The sequence below is a fragment of the Rhizobacter sp. P2_D12 genome (genome assembly GCF_056404395.1).
The window spans coordinates 1-13,597 of the sequence record NZ_JBFUEB010000024.1; the positions used below are offsets into that span (position 1 = coordinate 1).

Consider the following 13,597-nt stretch of genomic DNA (forward strand, 5'->3'; position numbering starts at 1 on the left):
GCCCGGGTGTGCGACACATGGTGAGCGATCGCCTCGCGCAGCCGCGGGTCGCCTTGCGGATCGCTGCCGGCGCCGTTCGTGCGGGCGGCCTGGCGCCATTCGCGCGACGCGAGGCGGCGCCACACGTCGAACGGGAAGCGGCGCTGGTCCGGGTAGCCGGCGCGAAAGTCGTAGCGCATCGGCGCTGCGGCGGCGGGCCGGGTGGCGAGCCCGTGCCACGGCGCGGCGAGCTTGCGCACCAGCGTCTCGTTCGATGCGGCCGGGGCGGCGCGCTGGCGTGCCGCGACGTAGGTGCCCGAGCCGTGGCGGCCCACGACGTAGCCCTCGGCCAGCAGGAGGTCGTAGGCCCCCGAGGCGGTGCTGCGCGAGACACCCGTGAGCAGTGCCAGCGCGCGGGTGGCCGGCAGCCGCAGGCCGGGTGCAAGGCGGCCATCGAGAATCGCGGCGCGCAGCTGGTGGTGCAGGGCGCGCAGCACGTCGCCCGTGCCACGTGCCGGAAGATCCAGGGCGAGGTCGAAAAGTGGCTTGTTCAAAATGCAGGAAAGTGGATCTTGGAAGAGACCACATTGAAAGAGATCCTGCAGGCACTGACAAGCCATTCCTGCGGAGATCGCCATGCACCACCCCATCTGCGCCACCTGTGGAACCCAGTTCGCGCTCGCCACGACGCCGCCCGACCACTGCCCGGTCTGCGAGGACGAACGCCAGTACGTCGGCTGGAAGGGCCAGCGCTGGACCTCGCACGAGGCGCTTGCGGCCGCGCACACCCTGCGCCTCGAGGACGACGGCGGGGTGCTGGGGATCGGGCTGTCGCCCGACTTCGCGATCAACCAGCGCGCGATGCTGCTGCCCACCGATGCCGGCAACGTGTTGTGGGAATGCCTGAGCGTGGTCACGGACGAGGCGTTGGCCGCCTTGGAGGCGCGCGGCGGCGTCGACCTGATCGCGATCTCGCACCCGCACTTCTACGCCTCGATGGTGCAATGGAGCGATGCGCTGGGCGGCGTGCCCATCCTGCTGCACGAGGCCGACCGAGAGTGGGTCTTCAGGCCTTCGCCGCGCGTGCGCTTCTGGCAGGGCGACAAGCATCCGTTGTCCGCCGGCGTCACGCTGCTGCGCTGCGGTGGGCACTTCCCCGGCAGCACCGCGCTGCACTGGAAGGACGGCCCGCGCGCAGGCGGTGCGCTCTTCCCCGGCGACGCGCTGCAGGTCGTGCAGGATCGCCGCCACGTGTCCTTCATGTACAGCTATCCGAACCTGATCCCGATGAAGCCGGCCGAGGTGCAGCGCATGCGCTCGCTGGTGTCGCGCTTCGACTTCGAGGATGTGTTCGGCTACACCTGGGGGCGCAACATCATCGGCGGTGGCAAGGCGGCAGTGCTGGCGTCGTTCGATCGCTACTTCGAAGCGGTCGCAGCGTGAGGGGTTGACGATGTCGTAAAGACTCTTTACAGTCCGCCTCCTCTGCTCATCGACCACCACTTTCCAGGACGCTTCAACGTGATCTCCCCGCACATCAAGACAGCCAACCGATCCCTGAACGGGTTGATGGCACTCGTGCTGGTGATGGCCACGGCGCAGACGTGCCGTGGTTGTGCGATTGTCCTGAGCCTGCCGACGAGCTATTGGCTTGATCGGAACGAGGACCACATGCATCCGGGAAAGGGCAGCGCAACGACCTAGTCGAAGCACCCTTCAAACTCTGTTCGCAGAGGCCCGGATTCCGAAAGGAGCCGGGCCTCTTTCATTTTGCAGATCGTTTCGCAACTGCTCCGTTAACTCAGTGGCCAGAGTGCCGGCCTGTCTAGTCGGAAGCCGCGGGTTCGAATCCCGCACGGGGCGCCATCACGGGAGATTTTCTATCGCAGAACCTCGTTAGCTCAGTTGGACCAAGAGCGCCAGCCTACGAAGCCGGAGGTCGCACGTTCGAATCGTGCACGAGGTACCAATTCTCTCGACGTAGCCAAGTGGCCGAAGGCATCTGGTTGCAACCCAGACGGCGAAAGCCCGCATCCGTTCGAATCGGATCGTCGAGTCCAGATCCAGTCAGTTTTCAGCTCGGTGTGGCGCAGATGGCAGCGCGCGTGATTTGGGATCACGAGGCCGCAGGTTCGAGTCCTGCCTCCGAGACCAGGCAACCCCCTCGTGGCGGAATAGGCAGACGCACCGGTTTCAGAAGCCGGCGCCCGCAGGGCGTGTCCGTTCGACTCGGACCGAGGGGACCAATCATCAACCGGCAAGGAGGTGTGACATGAAACCGATCGATGAAGACGACGTGTGCTTTCGAGGTCACGAGCAAACGGCGCAAGGGCTTCCCGTCCGAGACGGGCGTCAAGCGCGGTGACCGCGTGGTGCACGGCAGGAAGGAACTGGTCGAGAAACTCGGCCGCAACGACCCGTGCCCGTGCGGCTCCGCGAGGTCGTTTCAAGCACTGCTGCATGCGCAGCGGCTGCTTTTGACGGCGCCAACCGCGATCACTACCAGCGCTGAGCGATCGGCGCTGGTGTCAACCAGGAGAGCTGCCCGAGTGGGAAGGGGCTGGCTTGCTAAGCCAAGGCCGGCGACTGCGTCGCCGCGGGCGTTCGATCCGCCCGCTCTCCGCCACCGGCGCGGCGCATGCGCAGTTCCTCGACCGGGTCGCGTTGCTACGGTGTTGCGCTGCGCCTACCGCAACTGCCGCCGCTACATCCTGCTGCGCAACCCGTGGGGCAGCACCGAGGCCACCGTCGGCGCGCTGGACTCCACCGTGGAGATCGGCACCTTCAAGAAGTACTTCGCCGGGTTCGGCGTGGTGAGTTGAGCCGGCGGGTCATTCGAGGTTCTGCACCTGCTCGCGCAGCTGCTCGATCGCCACCTTCATCTCCACCGAGATGTTGGTCAGCTCCAGCGTCGAGGCCTTCGACCCCAGCGTGTTGGCCTCGCGCAGCAGCTCCTGGATCAGGAAGTCGAGCCGCTTGCCGACCTCGCCGCCGGCCTTCAGCAGGCGGGCGATCTCCTCCAGGTGGGCACGCAGCCGGGCCAGTTCCTCGGCCACGTCGATGCGGATTGCATACGCGGCCGCCTCGTTCAGCGCCCGGTCCTGCAGCGCCTCGCGCGCGATGCTCTGGCCGGCGCCGGTCACGTCCAGCGCCTCCTGCCAACGCTCGACGAACTTCTGCTGCTGGCGCTGCACCGCGGCCGGCACCAGCGGTTCGGCCTGGGCGGCCAGTTCGCGCAGGCGCTTCACCCGCTCCATCAGCACGTCCACCAGCCTGGCGCCCTCGCGCTCGCGCGCCTCGGCCAGCCCGTCGATGCAGCGGCGCGCGGCGTCCAGCGCCACCTCGTCCAGCTGCTCGGCGGCCGAGCCGGTCTTGCACCACTGCAGCACTTCGTGCACCGACAGCGGCTGCGCCTTCGGCAGCCAGCTCTGCACGGTGTTCTCGATGCGGCTCAGCTTGTTCAACTGGTCCGGCTGCGGCTGCGGCCACGCCGATTCGGTCTCGCGGTGGGTGTTCAGCCGCAGTTCGATCTTGCCGCGCCGGAAACGCTTGGTGATCAGCTCGCGCAGCACCGGCTCCAGCGACCGGAACTCATCCGGCAGCCGCATCCCCAGATCCAGGAAGCGGTTGTTGACGGAGCGCAGCTCGACCATCACGCTCGCCTGCCCCCCCACCGCCGGCCGGGGGGTGGAACCATCCGCCGACACCGTGCTATCTGTGGCGGATTGCGCCCCGGAGGTGGCGCTTGCGTACCCGGTCATGCTGTAGACTGGCATTCAATTTATCGCATTGCAAAATTCGATTATGTCAAAGCCCAAACCTGCTCCGTTGCCATCCGGCACCGTGGTCGGCGGCTACCAGGTGATCAAGAAGCTGGCGGCGGGTGGCTTTGGCGTCGTGTACCTCGCCGAAGACTCCGACCGGCACCTGGTGGCCGTCAAGGAATACCTGCCGTCCTCGCTGGCCGAACGTGCCCCGGGTGAACTGACGCCGCGCGTCAAGCCCGAGAAGCAGCCGCTGTACCGCCTGGGCCTGAAGAGCTTCTTCGAAGAAGGCCGTTCACTCGCGCAGATCAGCCACCCGAGCGTGGTCAGCGTGCTGAACTTCTTCCGCGAGAACGAAACCGTCTACATGGTGATGAACTACCTGCAGGGCGACACGCTGCAGGATTTCATCGTCACCGCCCGCGACCTGAAGCGCGACAAGGTGTTTCGCGAGTCCACCATCCGCAGCCTGTTCGACGAGATCCTGCGCGGCCTGCGCATCGTGCACCAGCACAAGATGCTGCACCTGGACATCAAGCCGGCCAACATCTTCATCACCAACGAGAACAAGGCGGTGCTGCTCGATTTCGGCGCGGCGCGCGAGGTGCTGAGCAAGGAAGGCAACTTCATCCGCCCGATGTACACCCCCGGCTTCGCCGCGCCCGAGATGTACCGCCGCGACGGCACGCTCGGCCCCTGGACCGACATCTACGCGATCGGCGCCTGCATCTACGCGTGCATGCAGGGCTATCCCCCCAACGACTCCCCGCAACGCATCGAGAAAGACCGCCTCGCGCTGTCGCTCTCGCGCCTGCGCAACGTCTATTCCGACAACCTGATCGAAGTGACCGAGTGGTGCATGTCTCTGGATCCGCTGTCCCGTCCCCAGAGTGTTTTCGCGCTGCAGAAGGAACTGGCGCGCGAGACCGAACGGCGCTATACCAAGCTCAGCTTCAGCGAACGCCTGAAGCTGCAGCTTGAAAACCTCACGACCGGCGCGAAGGGCTGAGGTCATGCGATTCACTGTGTACCAGGTCAGCCGCAAGGGCGGACGCGAGAAGAACGAAGACCGCATGGGCTATTGCTACACGCGGGATTCGGGCCTGTTCGCGCTCGCCGACGGCATGGGCGGCCACCCCGAAGGCGAGGTCGCCTCGCAGCTCGCGTTGCAGACGCTGGCCGCGATGTACCAGCGCGATGCCAAGCCGACGCTGAAGGAGCCGATGCGCTTCCTGCACGAAGCCATCATCGCCGGCCACCACCAATTGCTGCGCTACGCCACGCAGAAGGCGCTGATCGACACGCCGCGCACCACGGTCGTGGCCTGCGTGCTGCAGGGCAACAACGCCTACTGGGCGCACTGCGGCGATTCGCGCCTGTACCTGGTCCGCGGCGACAAGCTGGTGGCGCGCACCCGCGATCATTCCTACTCCGAGCTGCAAGAGACGCTGAGCCACGTCGTGCCGATGGGCGAGCGCTTCAACCGCAACGTGCTGTTCACCTGCCTGGGCAGCCCCGGCAAGCCGGTGGTCGACACCGTCGGTCCGCTGGTGCTGCAAAGCGGCGACCGGCTGCTGCTGTGCTCCGACGGCCTGTGGGGCACCGTCAGCGATGCGGTCATCACCGAGCAGCTGGCGCAGCGCACGCTGGCCGATGCGGTGCCCGAGCTGGTCGAGCAGGCCTTGCGCAACGGCGGTGCCAAGAGCGACAACGTCACGGTGCTCGCCGTCGAATGGGAATCGGCCGAAGACAACGACAGCAACGGCGGCATCTCCACCGACACGCTGGGCGAAGAGGTCTTCGCGTCGACGATCCAGGCCAGCGTGCTGGGCCAGGAAGCGCCCGATGAACTCGACGATGCCGAGATCGAGCGCTCGATCAAGGAAATCAACGAGGCGATCCGCCGCTCGTCGCAGAAAAAGCCCTGACGGGCCGCCCGGCTGCTCCGGGCGTAAGCTTCGTCTCCGACCCCCCGAGTCCGCTCGCGCCCGCCGCGATGCGGACTTTGTCTTTCACCGAACCGATCGATCCCGCCCATGAGCTTCACCCGCACCCAAGGCCGCGCCGCCGATGCCCTGCGCCCGGTCAGCATCCGCCGCCATTTCACGAAGCACGCCGAGGGCTCGGTGCTGGTCTCGTTCGGCGACACCCAGGTGCTGTGCACGGCCTCCGTCGAAGAGAAGGTGCCGCCGCACAAGCGCGGCAGCGGCGAGGGCTGGGTGACGGCCGAGTACGGCATGCTGCCGCGCGCCACCCACACCCGCGGCGACCGCGAGGCCGCGCGCGGCAAGCAGAGCGGCCGCACGCAGGAGATCCAGCGCCTGATCGGCCGCTCGCTGCGCTGCGTGTTCGACCTGAAGAAGCTCGGCGAGCGCAGCATCCACCTCGACTGCGACGTGATCCAGGCCGACGGCGGCACGCGCACCGCGGCGATCACCGGCGCCTACGTGGCGGCGCACGACGCCGTCAGCTGGCTGCAGCGCCAGGGCCTGCTCACCGCATCGCCGATCCGCGACGCGGTGGCGGCGATCTCGGTGGGAATCGTCGACGGCGTGCCGCTGCTCGACCTGGAATACGTCGAGGATGCCGCCTGCGACACCGACATGAACGTCGTGATGACCGCCGCCGGCGGCTTCGTCGAGGTGCAGGGCACGGCCGAAGGCGTCGCCTTCTCGCGCGACGAGATGAACGCGCTGCTCGGCCTGGCCGACAAGGGCATCCGCGAACTGGTGGCGGCGCAGCAGGCCGCGCTGGCGGGCTGAGCGCGATGAGGCTGGTCCTCGCGTCGAACAACGCGAAGAAGCTGGTCGAGCTGCAGGCGCTGTTCTCGGCGCTGCCGCTGCAGCTGGTCACGCAGGGCTCGCTCGGCATCCCGGAAGCCGAGGAGCCGCACGTCACCTTCGTCGAGAACGCGCTGGCCAAGGCCCGCCATGCGGCGCAGGCGGCCGGCGGCGCGGCCATCGCCGACGACTCCGGGCTGTGCGTGGACGCGCTCGGCGGTGCGCCGGGCGTGCTGTCGGCCCGCTACGCGACGCTGTTCGGCCAGCCGAAGAGCGATGACGACAACAACCGCGTGCTGCTCGACCGGATGGCCGGCCACGGCGACCGTCGTGCCCGCTTCGTCAGCGCGCTGGTCGCGCTGCGCAGCGCCGACGACCCCGAGCCGCTGATCGCCTTCGGCCGCTGGGACGGCGAGCTGCTGCGCGATACGCTGGGCGACGGCGGCTTCGGCTACGACCCGCTGCTCTTCATCCCGGCGCTCGGCTGTTCGGTGGCGCAGCTCGACGCGGCGCGCAAGAACCAGCACAGCCACCGCGCCATCGCGTCGCGCCAGATGCTGGCGCTGATGCGCGAGGTGTGGCGCCTTGGCTGACACCATCCCGATCGCGCCCGGCTCCGTCCCGGGCGAGCCGGCGGCCGACATGGTGGCTCGCTACATGCGCCCGGGCACGCTGCAGCTGCCGGCGYTGCCGCCGCTGTCGCTGTACGTGCACYKGCCMTGGTGCSTGCGCAARTGYCCGTAYTGCGATTTCAAYTCGCACGAGAAGGCCGACACGCTGCCCGAGGCACGCTACCTCGACGCGTTGCGCGCCGACCTGGAAGCCGCGCTGCCCTTCGTCTGGGGCCGGCGCGTGCAGAGCATCTTCATCGGCGGCGGCACGCCCAGCCTGTTCACGCCGGCCAGCATCGACCAGCTGGTCACCGACATCCGCGCGCGCCTTCCGCTGGAGGCCGGCTGCGAGATCACGCTCGAGGCCAACCCCGGCACCTTCGAGCGCGACCGCTTCCGCGGCTACCGCGCGGCCGGCATCACGCGCCTGTCGATCGGCGTGCAGAGCTTCGACGACGACAAGCTGCGCGCGCTGGGCCGCGTGCACGATGCGGCGCAGGCGCGCGCCGCCGTCGCCGAGGCGCGCGAGGCCTTCGACACCTTCAAYCTCGACCTGATGTACGCGCTGCCGGGCCAGACGCTCGAGCAGTTCGATGCCGACCTGCAGCAGGCGCTCGACTTCAAGCCGCCGCACCTGTCGATCTATCACCTGACGATCGAGCCCAACACCTTCTTCGCGAAGCACCCGCCGGCCATCCCCGACGACGACCTGGCCTTCGACATGCTGGACCGCATCGTTGAGCGCACCACGGCGCGCGGCCTGGCGCGCTACGAGGTGTCGGCCTTCGCGCAGCCCGGCCACCGCTGCGTGCACAACCAGAACTACTGGCAGTTCGGTGACTACCTCGGCATCGGTGCCGGGGCGCACAGCAAGCTGAGCTTCCCGCACCGGGTGGTGCGGCAGGTCCGCTTCCGCGACCCGGCGAAGTACATGGCGCAGGCGCTGGCCGGCGCGGCGATCTCGCAGGACGAGGAGGTCGCGCGCAAGCAGCTGCCGTTCGAGTACATGCTGAACGCGCTGCGGCTGGTCGACGGCTTCGAGCTGGTGCGTTTCACCGAACGCACCGGCATGCCGCTGAACGCGATCCGCGAGCCGCTGGCCAAGGCCACCGCGCAGGGCCTGGTCGAGCAGGATGGCGGCTGGGTGCGGCCGACCGCGCGCGGCATGGATTTCCTCAGCGACCTGCAGTCGCTGTTCCTGGTGACGTGACGACCCCTCGCCCGGGGGATGCGGGCCGCGCGTTCAACAAGGCCGCAGCCCGGATGCCAATCCGGGGTTTGTCCGACACATCCCGGATTGGCATCCGGGCTACATGCGCACCGGCAGGGGCGGGTGCTTGACCAGGTCCTGGGACGTGGCCAGTTCCTCGCGCAACCATTCGCGCAGGGCCACCAGCGGCGGCCAGTCCTTCAGGTCCGGCGGGTAGGTCAGCCAGTAGGCATACGCCTCGTCGTCCGGCAAGGCCAGCGGCGACAGGCGCACCAGCTTGCCCTCGCACATCGCATCGGCGGCCAGCAGTTCGCGCGCCAGCGCCAGGCCCAGGTCCTGCTCGGCGGCCTGCAACATCAGCCCGGCGTCGTTGAAGGCGGCCACCGGGTTCACGCGCACCCGCAGCCCGGCCAGTTCGAACCAGCGCGACCACAGGCTGCCGCTGCCCAGCAGCGGCTCGTCGGCCAATGCCTTCGCATCGCGCCCCTTGAGCCGGTGCGCGGCATTCGGCGAGCCGAGCGCGATCAGCGGCGAATCGATCAGCCGCTCGCTGGCCAGGCCCTTCCACTCGCCGCCGCCCTGGCGCAGCGCGGCATGGAAGCCCTCGCGCTTCAGGTCCACCAGCTGCTGCGACGCGAACAGCTCGATCGCGATGTGCGGGTTGCGCACGCGCCAGCGCGCCATGCGCGGCAGCAGCCAGCGCTGCGCGAACGACGGCAGCAGCGTGACGCGGATGCGGTGCGCGGTGCCCGAGGCCGCCGCCGCGGCGGCTCGCATGCCGTCGTCCAGCTGCGCCAGCGCCGGCTCCACCGCGCGCAGCAGCGCCGCGCCGGCGGCGTTCAGCGCGATGCGCCGGCCGCGCCGGTCGAACAGCTCGAAGCCCAGCTGCTCCTCCAGCAGCTTGATCTGCTGGCTCACGGCGCTGTGCGTCAGGCTCAGTTCATCGGCCGCGGCGCGCAGGTTTTCCAGGCGGCCGACGGCGCGGAAAGCGGGCAGGGTGTTCAGTGGAAGGCGTGCCATGCTGTTCAGCATAACTGACCAGCGAGTCCTGAACAATTCGATTCCTTCCCAGGGGGAGGCCTCCTATGCTTACCAGCACTCGAAGACAAAGGAAGCCACCACCATGACGACCCACCAGTTCCAGCCGCGTCTTTCGCTGTCCCGCCCGGGGCCCTTGCGCGTGGTCGACCGCCTGCTGGCGGTGGCGCGTGCCGGGTGGGACGGATGGACGGCCCGGCGACGCCGCGCGCATCAGTTCGACGCGGTCATGGACTTGAGCCCGAGCACCTTGAAGGACATCGGCGCGCCGGACTGGCTGGTGTCGGCGTCCGAGAGCCGCCGCGAAGTCGATGCGCACCGCCTGGATGAAATGCGTCTCGGTGGCCGTGAGCTGCCCTCGCGCTGGTGAGCGGCTCAGCTGGCGCGCAGGCCGGCGATCACCGGATCCAGTTGCGCGCGCACGCGGGTGAGCAGCAGTTCGACTTCATCGCTGTCCGCCCCTTGCTTGCAAGCCGACTCCAGCGCCTCGGCCGCCTCGCAGACGGCCTGCGCGCCCAGCGTGCCGGACACGCTCTTCAGGTCGTGCGCAAGCCGCATCGCGCCGGCCATGTCGCCGCGGGCCTGCGCGCCGTGGAAGTTGTCGCCGAAGCCGCTCTCGCGGTCGCGGAACATCCCCAGCAGGCGCCGGTAGAGTTGCGCATCGCCGCCCAGCCGCACCAGTGCGCTGTCGCTGTCGATCCCCGGCAGGTGGGCGATGCCGTTGCCGCCATGCGCTGACGGCGGCGCGGGCCGCCGCACCCAGCGCGCCAGCGTCGCGAACAGCTCTTCCACCTTGATCGGCTTGGCGACGTGGTCGTTCATGCCGCTGGCCAAGGCCTTGTCGCGGTCGCCAACCATCGCATTGGCGGTCATCGCGATCACCGGCAGCTCCCGCCAGGCCGGCTGTTCGCGCAGCCGGCGCGTGGTCTCGTAGCCGTCCATCACCGGCATCTGGCAGTCCATCAGCACGCCATCGAAGGGTTCCGACGCCAGCAGCTCCAGCGCTTCGCGCCCGTCGCCGGCCACGCGCACCTCGATGCCGGCGCGGGTCAGCAGGTCGACCGCCAGCTCCTGGTTGATCGCGTTGTCCTCCACCAGCAGCAGCCGCGTGCCCGCCAGGTTCACCCGCTGGCCCTGCAAGGCCTCCTCGCGCAGCACGCCGCGCGAGACCGGGCTGCCGCCCAGGCCCAGCGCCATCGCACAGGCATCGAGCAGCGTCGACGGCGTGACCGGCTTGGACAGCGTCGCGGTCACGGGCAGTTGCTCGCCTTCGAGGCGCCGCAGCACCTCGTCGCGGCTGAATGCCGTCAGCATCATCACCGTGGGCATCGGGTGGCGGCGCGGCATGCGGGCCAGCCGCTGCGCGCATTCGACGCCGTCCATGCCCGGCATCTTCCAGTCCAGCAGCAACAGCTCGTACGGCGCATCGCGCGCATCGGCCTGCGCCACCAGGCGGATCGCCGCGTCGCCGCCGTCGGCCGTGTCGCCGTGCAGGCCGAGCGACGCCATCATCTCGGCCAGCAGCTGCCGCGCACCGGCGTTGTCGTCGACCGCCAGCACGCGCGCGCCGCGCAGGCCGTCGCGCACCGCTTGCCGCGGTGCCGCCGCGTCGTCGTCCTGCAGGTCGAAGCGCGCGCTGAAGTGGAAGCGGCTGCCGCGTCCCGGCGTGCTCTCCACGCCGATCTCGCCCGACATCAGCTGCACCAGGTGGCGGCTGATCGCCAGGCCCAGGCCGGTGCCGCCGAAGTGCCGGCTGGTCGACGCGTCGCCCTGCGAGAAGGGCTGGAACAGCGACTGCTGCTGCTCGGGCGTGATGCCGATGCCGGTGTCCTGCACCGAAAAGCCCAGACGCGCCGAGCCGGCACTGCGCTCCAGCAGTTCGACCGTCACCGTCACCTCGCCCGCCTGTGTGAACTTGACCGCGTTGTTGCCCAGGTTCAGCAGCACCTGGCCCAGGCGCAGCGGGTCGCCGACCAGCCGCGTGGGCAGGTCCGGCGCGAGTCTGAACAGCAGCTCCAGGCCCTTCTCGTCGGCCTTCAGCCCCAGCAGGCTGGCCAGGTTGTCCATCACGTCGCTGAGGCTGAACGCGACCTGCTCCATGCCGAGCCGGCCGGCCTCGATCTTCGAGAAGTCGAGGATGTCGTTGATGATCCCCAGCAGCGAGTCGGCCGCCTGGTGCACCTTCTGCACGTAGTTGTGCTGCCGAGGGTCCAGCCCGCTCTGCAGCGCCAGGTACGACATGCCGAGGATCGCGTTCATCGGCGTGCGGATCTCGTGGCTCATGTTGGCCAGGAACTCGCTCTTGGCCTGCGTGGCCGCCTCGGCGGCGCGCTGTGCCAGCTCGAGCTGCCCGGTGCGTTCGCGCACGCGCTGCTCCAGGCCGGCGGCCAGCGTGCGGATCTCCTCTTCGGCGCGGCGCCGCTGCGTGATGTCGGAGAACACCGCCACGCCGCCGCGCACGGCGCCGCCCTTGTCAGCCAGCGGCCGCGCGGTCACGGTGAGCCAGCGGCCCTCGGGCAGCGCCGGGTTGCGCACGAACAGGTCGACGTCGTCGCAGGATTCGCCGCGGATCGCGCGCGCCAGCGGCAGCTGCGCCGTCGGGTAGGGCGTGGTCTGGTCCGGCAGGAACAGGCCGTACACCTGCGCCCAGCTGTCGCTCTCGCGGCGCGTCGCGATGCCCAGGCCCAGGATGCGCTCGCCGGCCGGGTTGACCAGGGTCAGCGTGCCACGCTCGTCGGCCACCGCCACGCCGTCGCCCATGCTGTCCAGGATGGACTGCAGGATGCCGGTCTGCTGCTGCAAGGCGTCGCGCGAGCGCTGCAGCTCGGTGTTGATTTCCGCCAGCAGCCGGTGCGAGCGGCGCAGGCGCAGCAGCAGGAAGGCCGCGCCGCCCAGCGCGACCACGCTGCCGACCAGCACCGACCCCAGCCAGCGCTGCTGCAGCTCGCGCTGGCGCAACTCGGCGTTCTGCTGCTCGTTGCGGCGCGTCAACTCGGCGACCTCGCGCTGCCGGCTCTCGGCCTCGTAGCGCTGCGTCAGCTCGAGCATGCGGGCGCTGGAGCGTTCGCGCGCGGCCTTCGCGGTCATCGCCACCGCCTCCTGCGACAGCTGGTAGGCGCGGCGGTGGTCGCCGGCCGCGGCCACGAGCGCCGCGATGCGTTGCGCGCTGTCGCTCATGTACAGCGGGAAGCCGACCTCCTTCGCAAGCGCATAGGCCCGCTCGGCATCGGCCCGGGCGGCCGCGGCGTTGCCCAGCGACTCCTGGTTGGCGCTGCGCGCATTCAGCGCGTACCACAGGCCGATGCGGTTCGGACGCGCCTCGTAGCCGCGCACCACCTCGTCGAGCAGCGGCAGCGTCTGGGCGTAGCGGCCCTGGTTGCGCAGGTTGTTGGCCAGGCCGAACAGGCCGAAGTTGACGTTGAACGGCGTGCCCACCTCGCGGAACAGCACGATCGCCTGCTCCAGCAGCCGCTGTGCGCTGGAGAACTCGCTGCGCTTGCTGGCCACCGAACCGAGGCCGGCCAGCGCATAGGCCTCCAGCAGCTTCGAATGCGCCGCCCTGGCCTGCTGGCGCATGCCCTCGTAGTGTTCGGCCGTCTCGTCCAGCCGGTCGCTCTGGTCGTACGAGATCGCCAGGCCCTGGTGCGCATAGGCCAGTGCCAGCGGGTTGCCGTTGCGCCGCGCGATCTCCATCGATTGCATGGCCATCGTCACCGATTCGTCGAACTGGCCGACGCGGCGGAAGTTCATCGACGCGCGCAGCAGTGCCTCGCCCAGCAGGTCGGGCCGGTTCACGCCGTCGAGCAAGGCCAGGCTGCGCGACGAGGCCTCGACCACCGCATCGACGCGGCCCTGGTTGATGGCATTCAACGCGACGTTGAGCGCGGCTTCGGCTTCGCCGAGCCGGTCCCCGCTGCGGCGTGCCAGCTCGCCGGCCTGTTCGGCATCGCGGGCGGCGGCGTCGGTCTGCGCCAGGTAGATCTCGATGCGCGACAGCAGGTTGAGCACCCGCACCCGGTCGGCCGGCGTGGCGTCGGCGGGCAGCTCGCGCTGCAGCTGCTGGGCCTGTGCGTAGGCGCGGGGCGCGTCGTTGTCGGCCAGCTGGCGCAGCTCGCCGGCCGTGCGGCGCCAGTCGTCCAGCGTCGGTGCGGCGGTGGCCGCCATCGCGCTGAGCAGCAGCGTGGCGAACAGCGATGCCGGGCTGCGCAGGCGCAT

General features: G+C 69.5%; 12 protein-coding genes, 6 tRNA genes and 1 pseudogene. 15 read left to right on the top strand and 4 right to left on the bottom strand.

The annotated features are described in order from the left end of the window. Positions 1-533, bottom strand: a 533-nt coding sequence (locus AC1DYN_RS10505; protein ID WP_477959107.1) for a GntR family transcriptional regulator, incomplete at its 3' end; no start/stop codon positions are given. Between the two features lie 82 nt (positions 534-615). Between AC1DYN_RS10505 and AC1DYN_RS10510 the strand changes: the two genes are divergently transcribed. The 9 genes and pseudogenes from AC1DYN_RS10510 to AC1DYN_RS10550 all read left to right on the top strand — a co-directional run bounded on the left by AC1DYN_RS10510 (position 616) and on the right by AC1DYN_RS10550 (position 2,801). Further along, positions 616-1,422: an MBL fold metallo-hydrolase gene (locus tag AC1DYN_RS10510; protein ID WP_477959109.1), complete on the top strand. Its 807-nt coding sequence runs from the start codon at positions 616-618 to the stop codon at positions 1,420-1,422. 347 nt (positions 1,423-1,769) lie between these two features. Further along, a tRNA-Asp gene (locus AC1DYN_RS10515) sits at positions 1,770-1,845 on the top strand. Positions 1,846-1,869: 24 nt separating this feature from the next. Next, positions 1,870-1,948 (top strand) — tRNA-Arg (locus tag AC1DYN_RS10520). Between the two features lie 5 nt (positions 1,949-1,953). Continuing rightward, positions 1,954-2,039 (top strand) — tRNA-Cys (locus AC1DYN_RS10525). Between the two features lie 18 nt (positions 2,040-2,057). Continuing rightward, positions 2,058-2,133: transfer RNA gene (locus AC1DYN_RS10530), tRNA-Pro, on the top strand. Positions 2,134-2,139: 6 nt separating this feature from the next. After that, positions 2,140-2,225, top strand: a tRNA-Leu gene (locus AC1DYN_RS10535). A gap of 39 nt (positions 2,226-2,264) precedes the next feature. After that, positions 2,265-2,429, top strand: a pseudogene (locus tag AC1DYN_RS10540) (SEC-C metal-binding domain-containing protein); the annotation flags it as partial. 85 nt (positions 2,430-2,514) lie between these two features. Beyond that, positions 2,515-2,605, top strand: a tRNA-Ser gene (locus AC1DYN_RS10545). Between the two features lie 46 nt (positions 2,606-2,651). Continuing rightward, on the top strand, positions 2,652-2,801 hold the full coding sequence (locus AC1DYN_RS10550) for a hypothetical protein (RefSeq protein ID WP_477959227.1): 150 nt from the start codon (positions 2,652-2,654) through the stop codon (positions 2,799-2,801). A 9-nt stretch (positions 2,802-2,810) separates the two neighbouring features. Here AC1DYN_RS10550 and AC1DYN_RS10555 read toward each other — a convergent pair whose 3' ends face one another. After that, positions 2,811-3,755: a YicC/YloC family endoribonuclease gene (locus AC1DYN_RS10555; RefSeq protein ID WP_477959111.1), complete on the bottom strand. Its 945-nt coding sequence runs from the start codon at positions 3,753-3,755 to the stop codon at positions 2,811-2,813. A 28-nt stretch (positions 3,756-3,783) separates the two neighbouring features. On the opposite strand from AC1DYN_RS10555, the gene AC1DYN_RS10560 reads away from it, so the two are divergent. The 5 genes from AC1DYN_RS10560 (at position 3,784) to hemW (ending at position 8,344) form a co-directional block, all read left to right on the top strand. Further along, positions 3,784-4,752 carry a serine/threonine protein kinase gene (locus AC1DYN_RS10560; RefSeq protein WP_047507438.1) on the top strand — a complete coding sequence of 323 codons (969 nt, stop codon included), beginning with the start codon at positions 3,784-3,786 and terminating at the stop codon, positions 4,750-4,752. Between the two features lie 4 nt (positions 4,753-4,756). Continuing rightward, complete coding sequence (locus tag AC1DYN_RS10565) at positions 4,757-5,671, top strand: PP2C family protein-serine/threonine phosphatase (RefSeq protein WP_477959113.1); 915 nt, start codon at positions 4,757-4,759, stop codon at positions 5,669-5,671. Positions 5,672-5,779: 108 nt separating this feature from the next. Continuing rightward, positions 5,780-6,505 (top strand): ribonuclease PH, encoded by a 726-nt coding sequence (gene rph, locus AC1DYN_RS10570; protein WP_477959115.1) that lies wholly within the window; start codon positions 5,780-5,782, stop codon positions 6,503-6,505. A gap of 5 nt (positions 6,506-6,510) precedes the next feature. Then, positions 6,511-7,116 carry a non-canonical purine NTP pyrophosphatase gene (locus AC1DYN_RS10575; RefSeq protein ID WP_477959116.1) on the top strand — a complete coding sequence of 202 codons (606 nt, stop codon included), beginning with the start codon at positions 6,511-6,513 and terminating at the stop codon, positions 7,114-7,116. A 49-nt stretch (positions 7,117-7,165) separates the two neighbouring features. Further along, the gene (hemW, locus tag AC1DYN_RS10580) at positions 7,166-8,344 is read left to right on the top strand and encodes a radical SAM family heme chaperone HemW (RefSeq protein ID WP_477959220.1); all 1,179 of its coding nucleotides are present in this window, start codon (positions 7,166-7,168) and stop codon (positions 8,342-8,344) included. Positions 8,345-8,443: 99 nt separating this feature from the next. Here the strand turns inward: hemW and AC1DYN_RS10585 are convergent, their stop codons facing one another. After that, positions 8,444-9,376 carry a LysR substrate-binding domain-containing protein gene (locus AC1DYN_RS10585; protein ID WP_477959118.1) on the bottom strand — a complete coding sequence of 311 codons (933 nt, stop codon included), beginning with the start codon at positions 9,374-9,376 and terminating at the stop codon, positions 8,444-8,446. Positions 9,377-9,467: 91 nt separating this feature from the next. On the opposite strand from AC1DYN_RS10585, the gene AC1DYN_RS10590 reads away from it, so the two are divergent. Further along, positions 9,468-9,752, top strand: coding sequence for a hypothetical protein (locus AC1DYN_RS10590; RefSeq protein ID WP_477959120.1), 285 nt, complete (start codon positions 9,468-9,470; stop codon positions 9,750-9,752). 5 nt (positions 9,753-9,757) lie between these two features. Here the strand turns inward: AC1DYN_RS10590 and AC1DYN_RS10595 are convergent, their stop codons facing one another. Continuing rightward, positions 9,758-13,597 (bottom strand): hybrid sensor histidine kinase/response regulator, encoded by a 3,840-nt coding sequence (locus AC1DYN_RS10595; protein WP_477959122.1) that lies wholly within the window; start codon positions 13,595-13,597, stop codon positions 9,758-9,760.

What these genes read in the sequence shown, in the direction of transcription:
- AC1DYN_RS10510 (WP_477959109.1), top strand. Translation starts at nt 616, where the DNA reads ATGCACCACCCCATCTGCGCCACCTGTGGAACCCAGTTCGCGCTCGCC.
- AC1DYN_RS10555 (WP_477959111.1), bottom strand. Translation starts at nt 3,755, where the DNA reads ATGCCAGTCTACAGCATGACCGGGTACGCAAGCGCCACCTCCGGGGCG.
- AC1DYN_RS10560 (WP_047507438.1), top strand. Translation starts at nt 3,784, where the DNA reads ATGTCAAAGCCCAAACCTGCTCCGTTGCCATCCGGCACCGTGGTCGGC.
- AC1DYN_RS10565 (WP_477959113.1), top strand. Translation starts at nt 4,757, where the DNA reads ATGCGATTCACTGTGTACCAGGTCAGCCGCAAGGGCGGACGCGAGAAG.
- rph (WP_477959115.1), top strand. Translation starts at nt 5,780, where the DNA reads ATGAGCTTCACCCGCACCCAAGGCCGCGCCGCCGATGCCCTGCGCCCG.
- AC1DYN_RS10575 (WP_477959116.1), top strand. Translation starts at nt 6,511, where the DNA reads ATGAGGCTGGTCCTCGCGTCGAACAACGCGAAGAAGCTGGTCGAGCTG.
- AC1DYN_RS10585 (WP_477959118.1), bottom strand. Translation starts at nt 9,376, where the DNA reads ATGCTGAACAGCATGGCACGCCTTCCACTGAACACCCTGCCCGCTTTC.
- AC1DYN_RS10590 (WP_477959120.1), top strand. Translation starts at nt 9,468, where the DNA reads ATGACGACCCACCAGTTCCAGCCGCGTCTTTCGCTGTCCCGCCCGGGG.
- AC1DYN_RS10595 (WP_477959122.1), bottom strand. Translation starts at nt 13,597, where the DNA reads ATGCGCCTGCGCAGCCCGGCATCGCTGTTCGCCACGCTGCTGCTCAGC.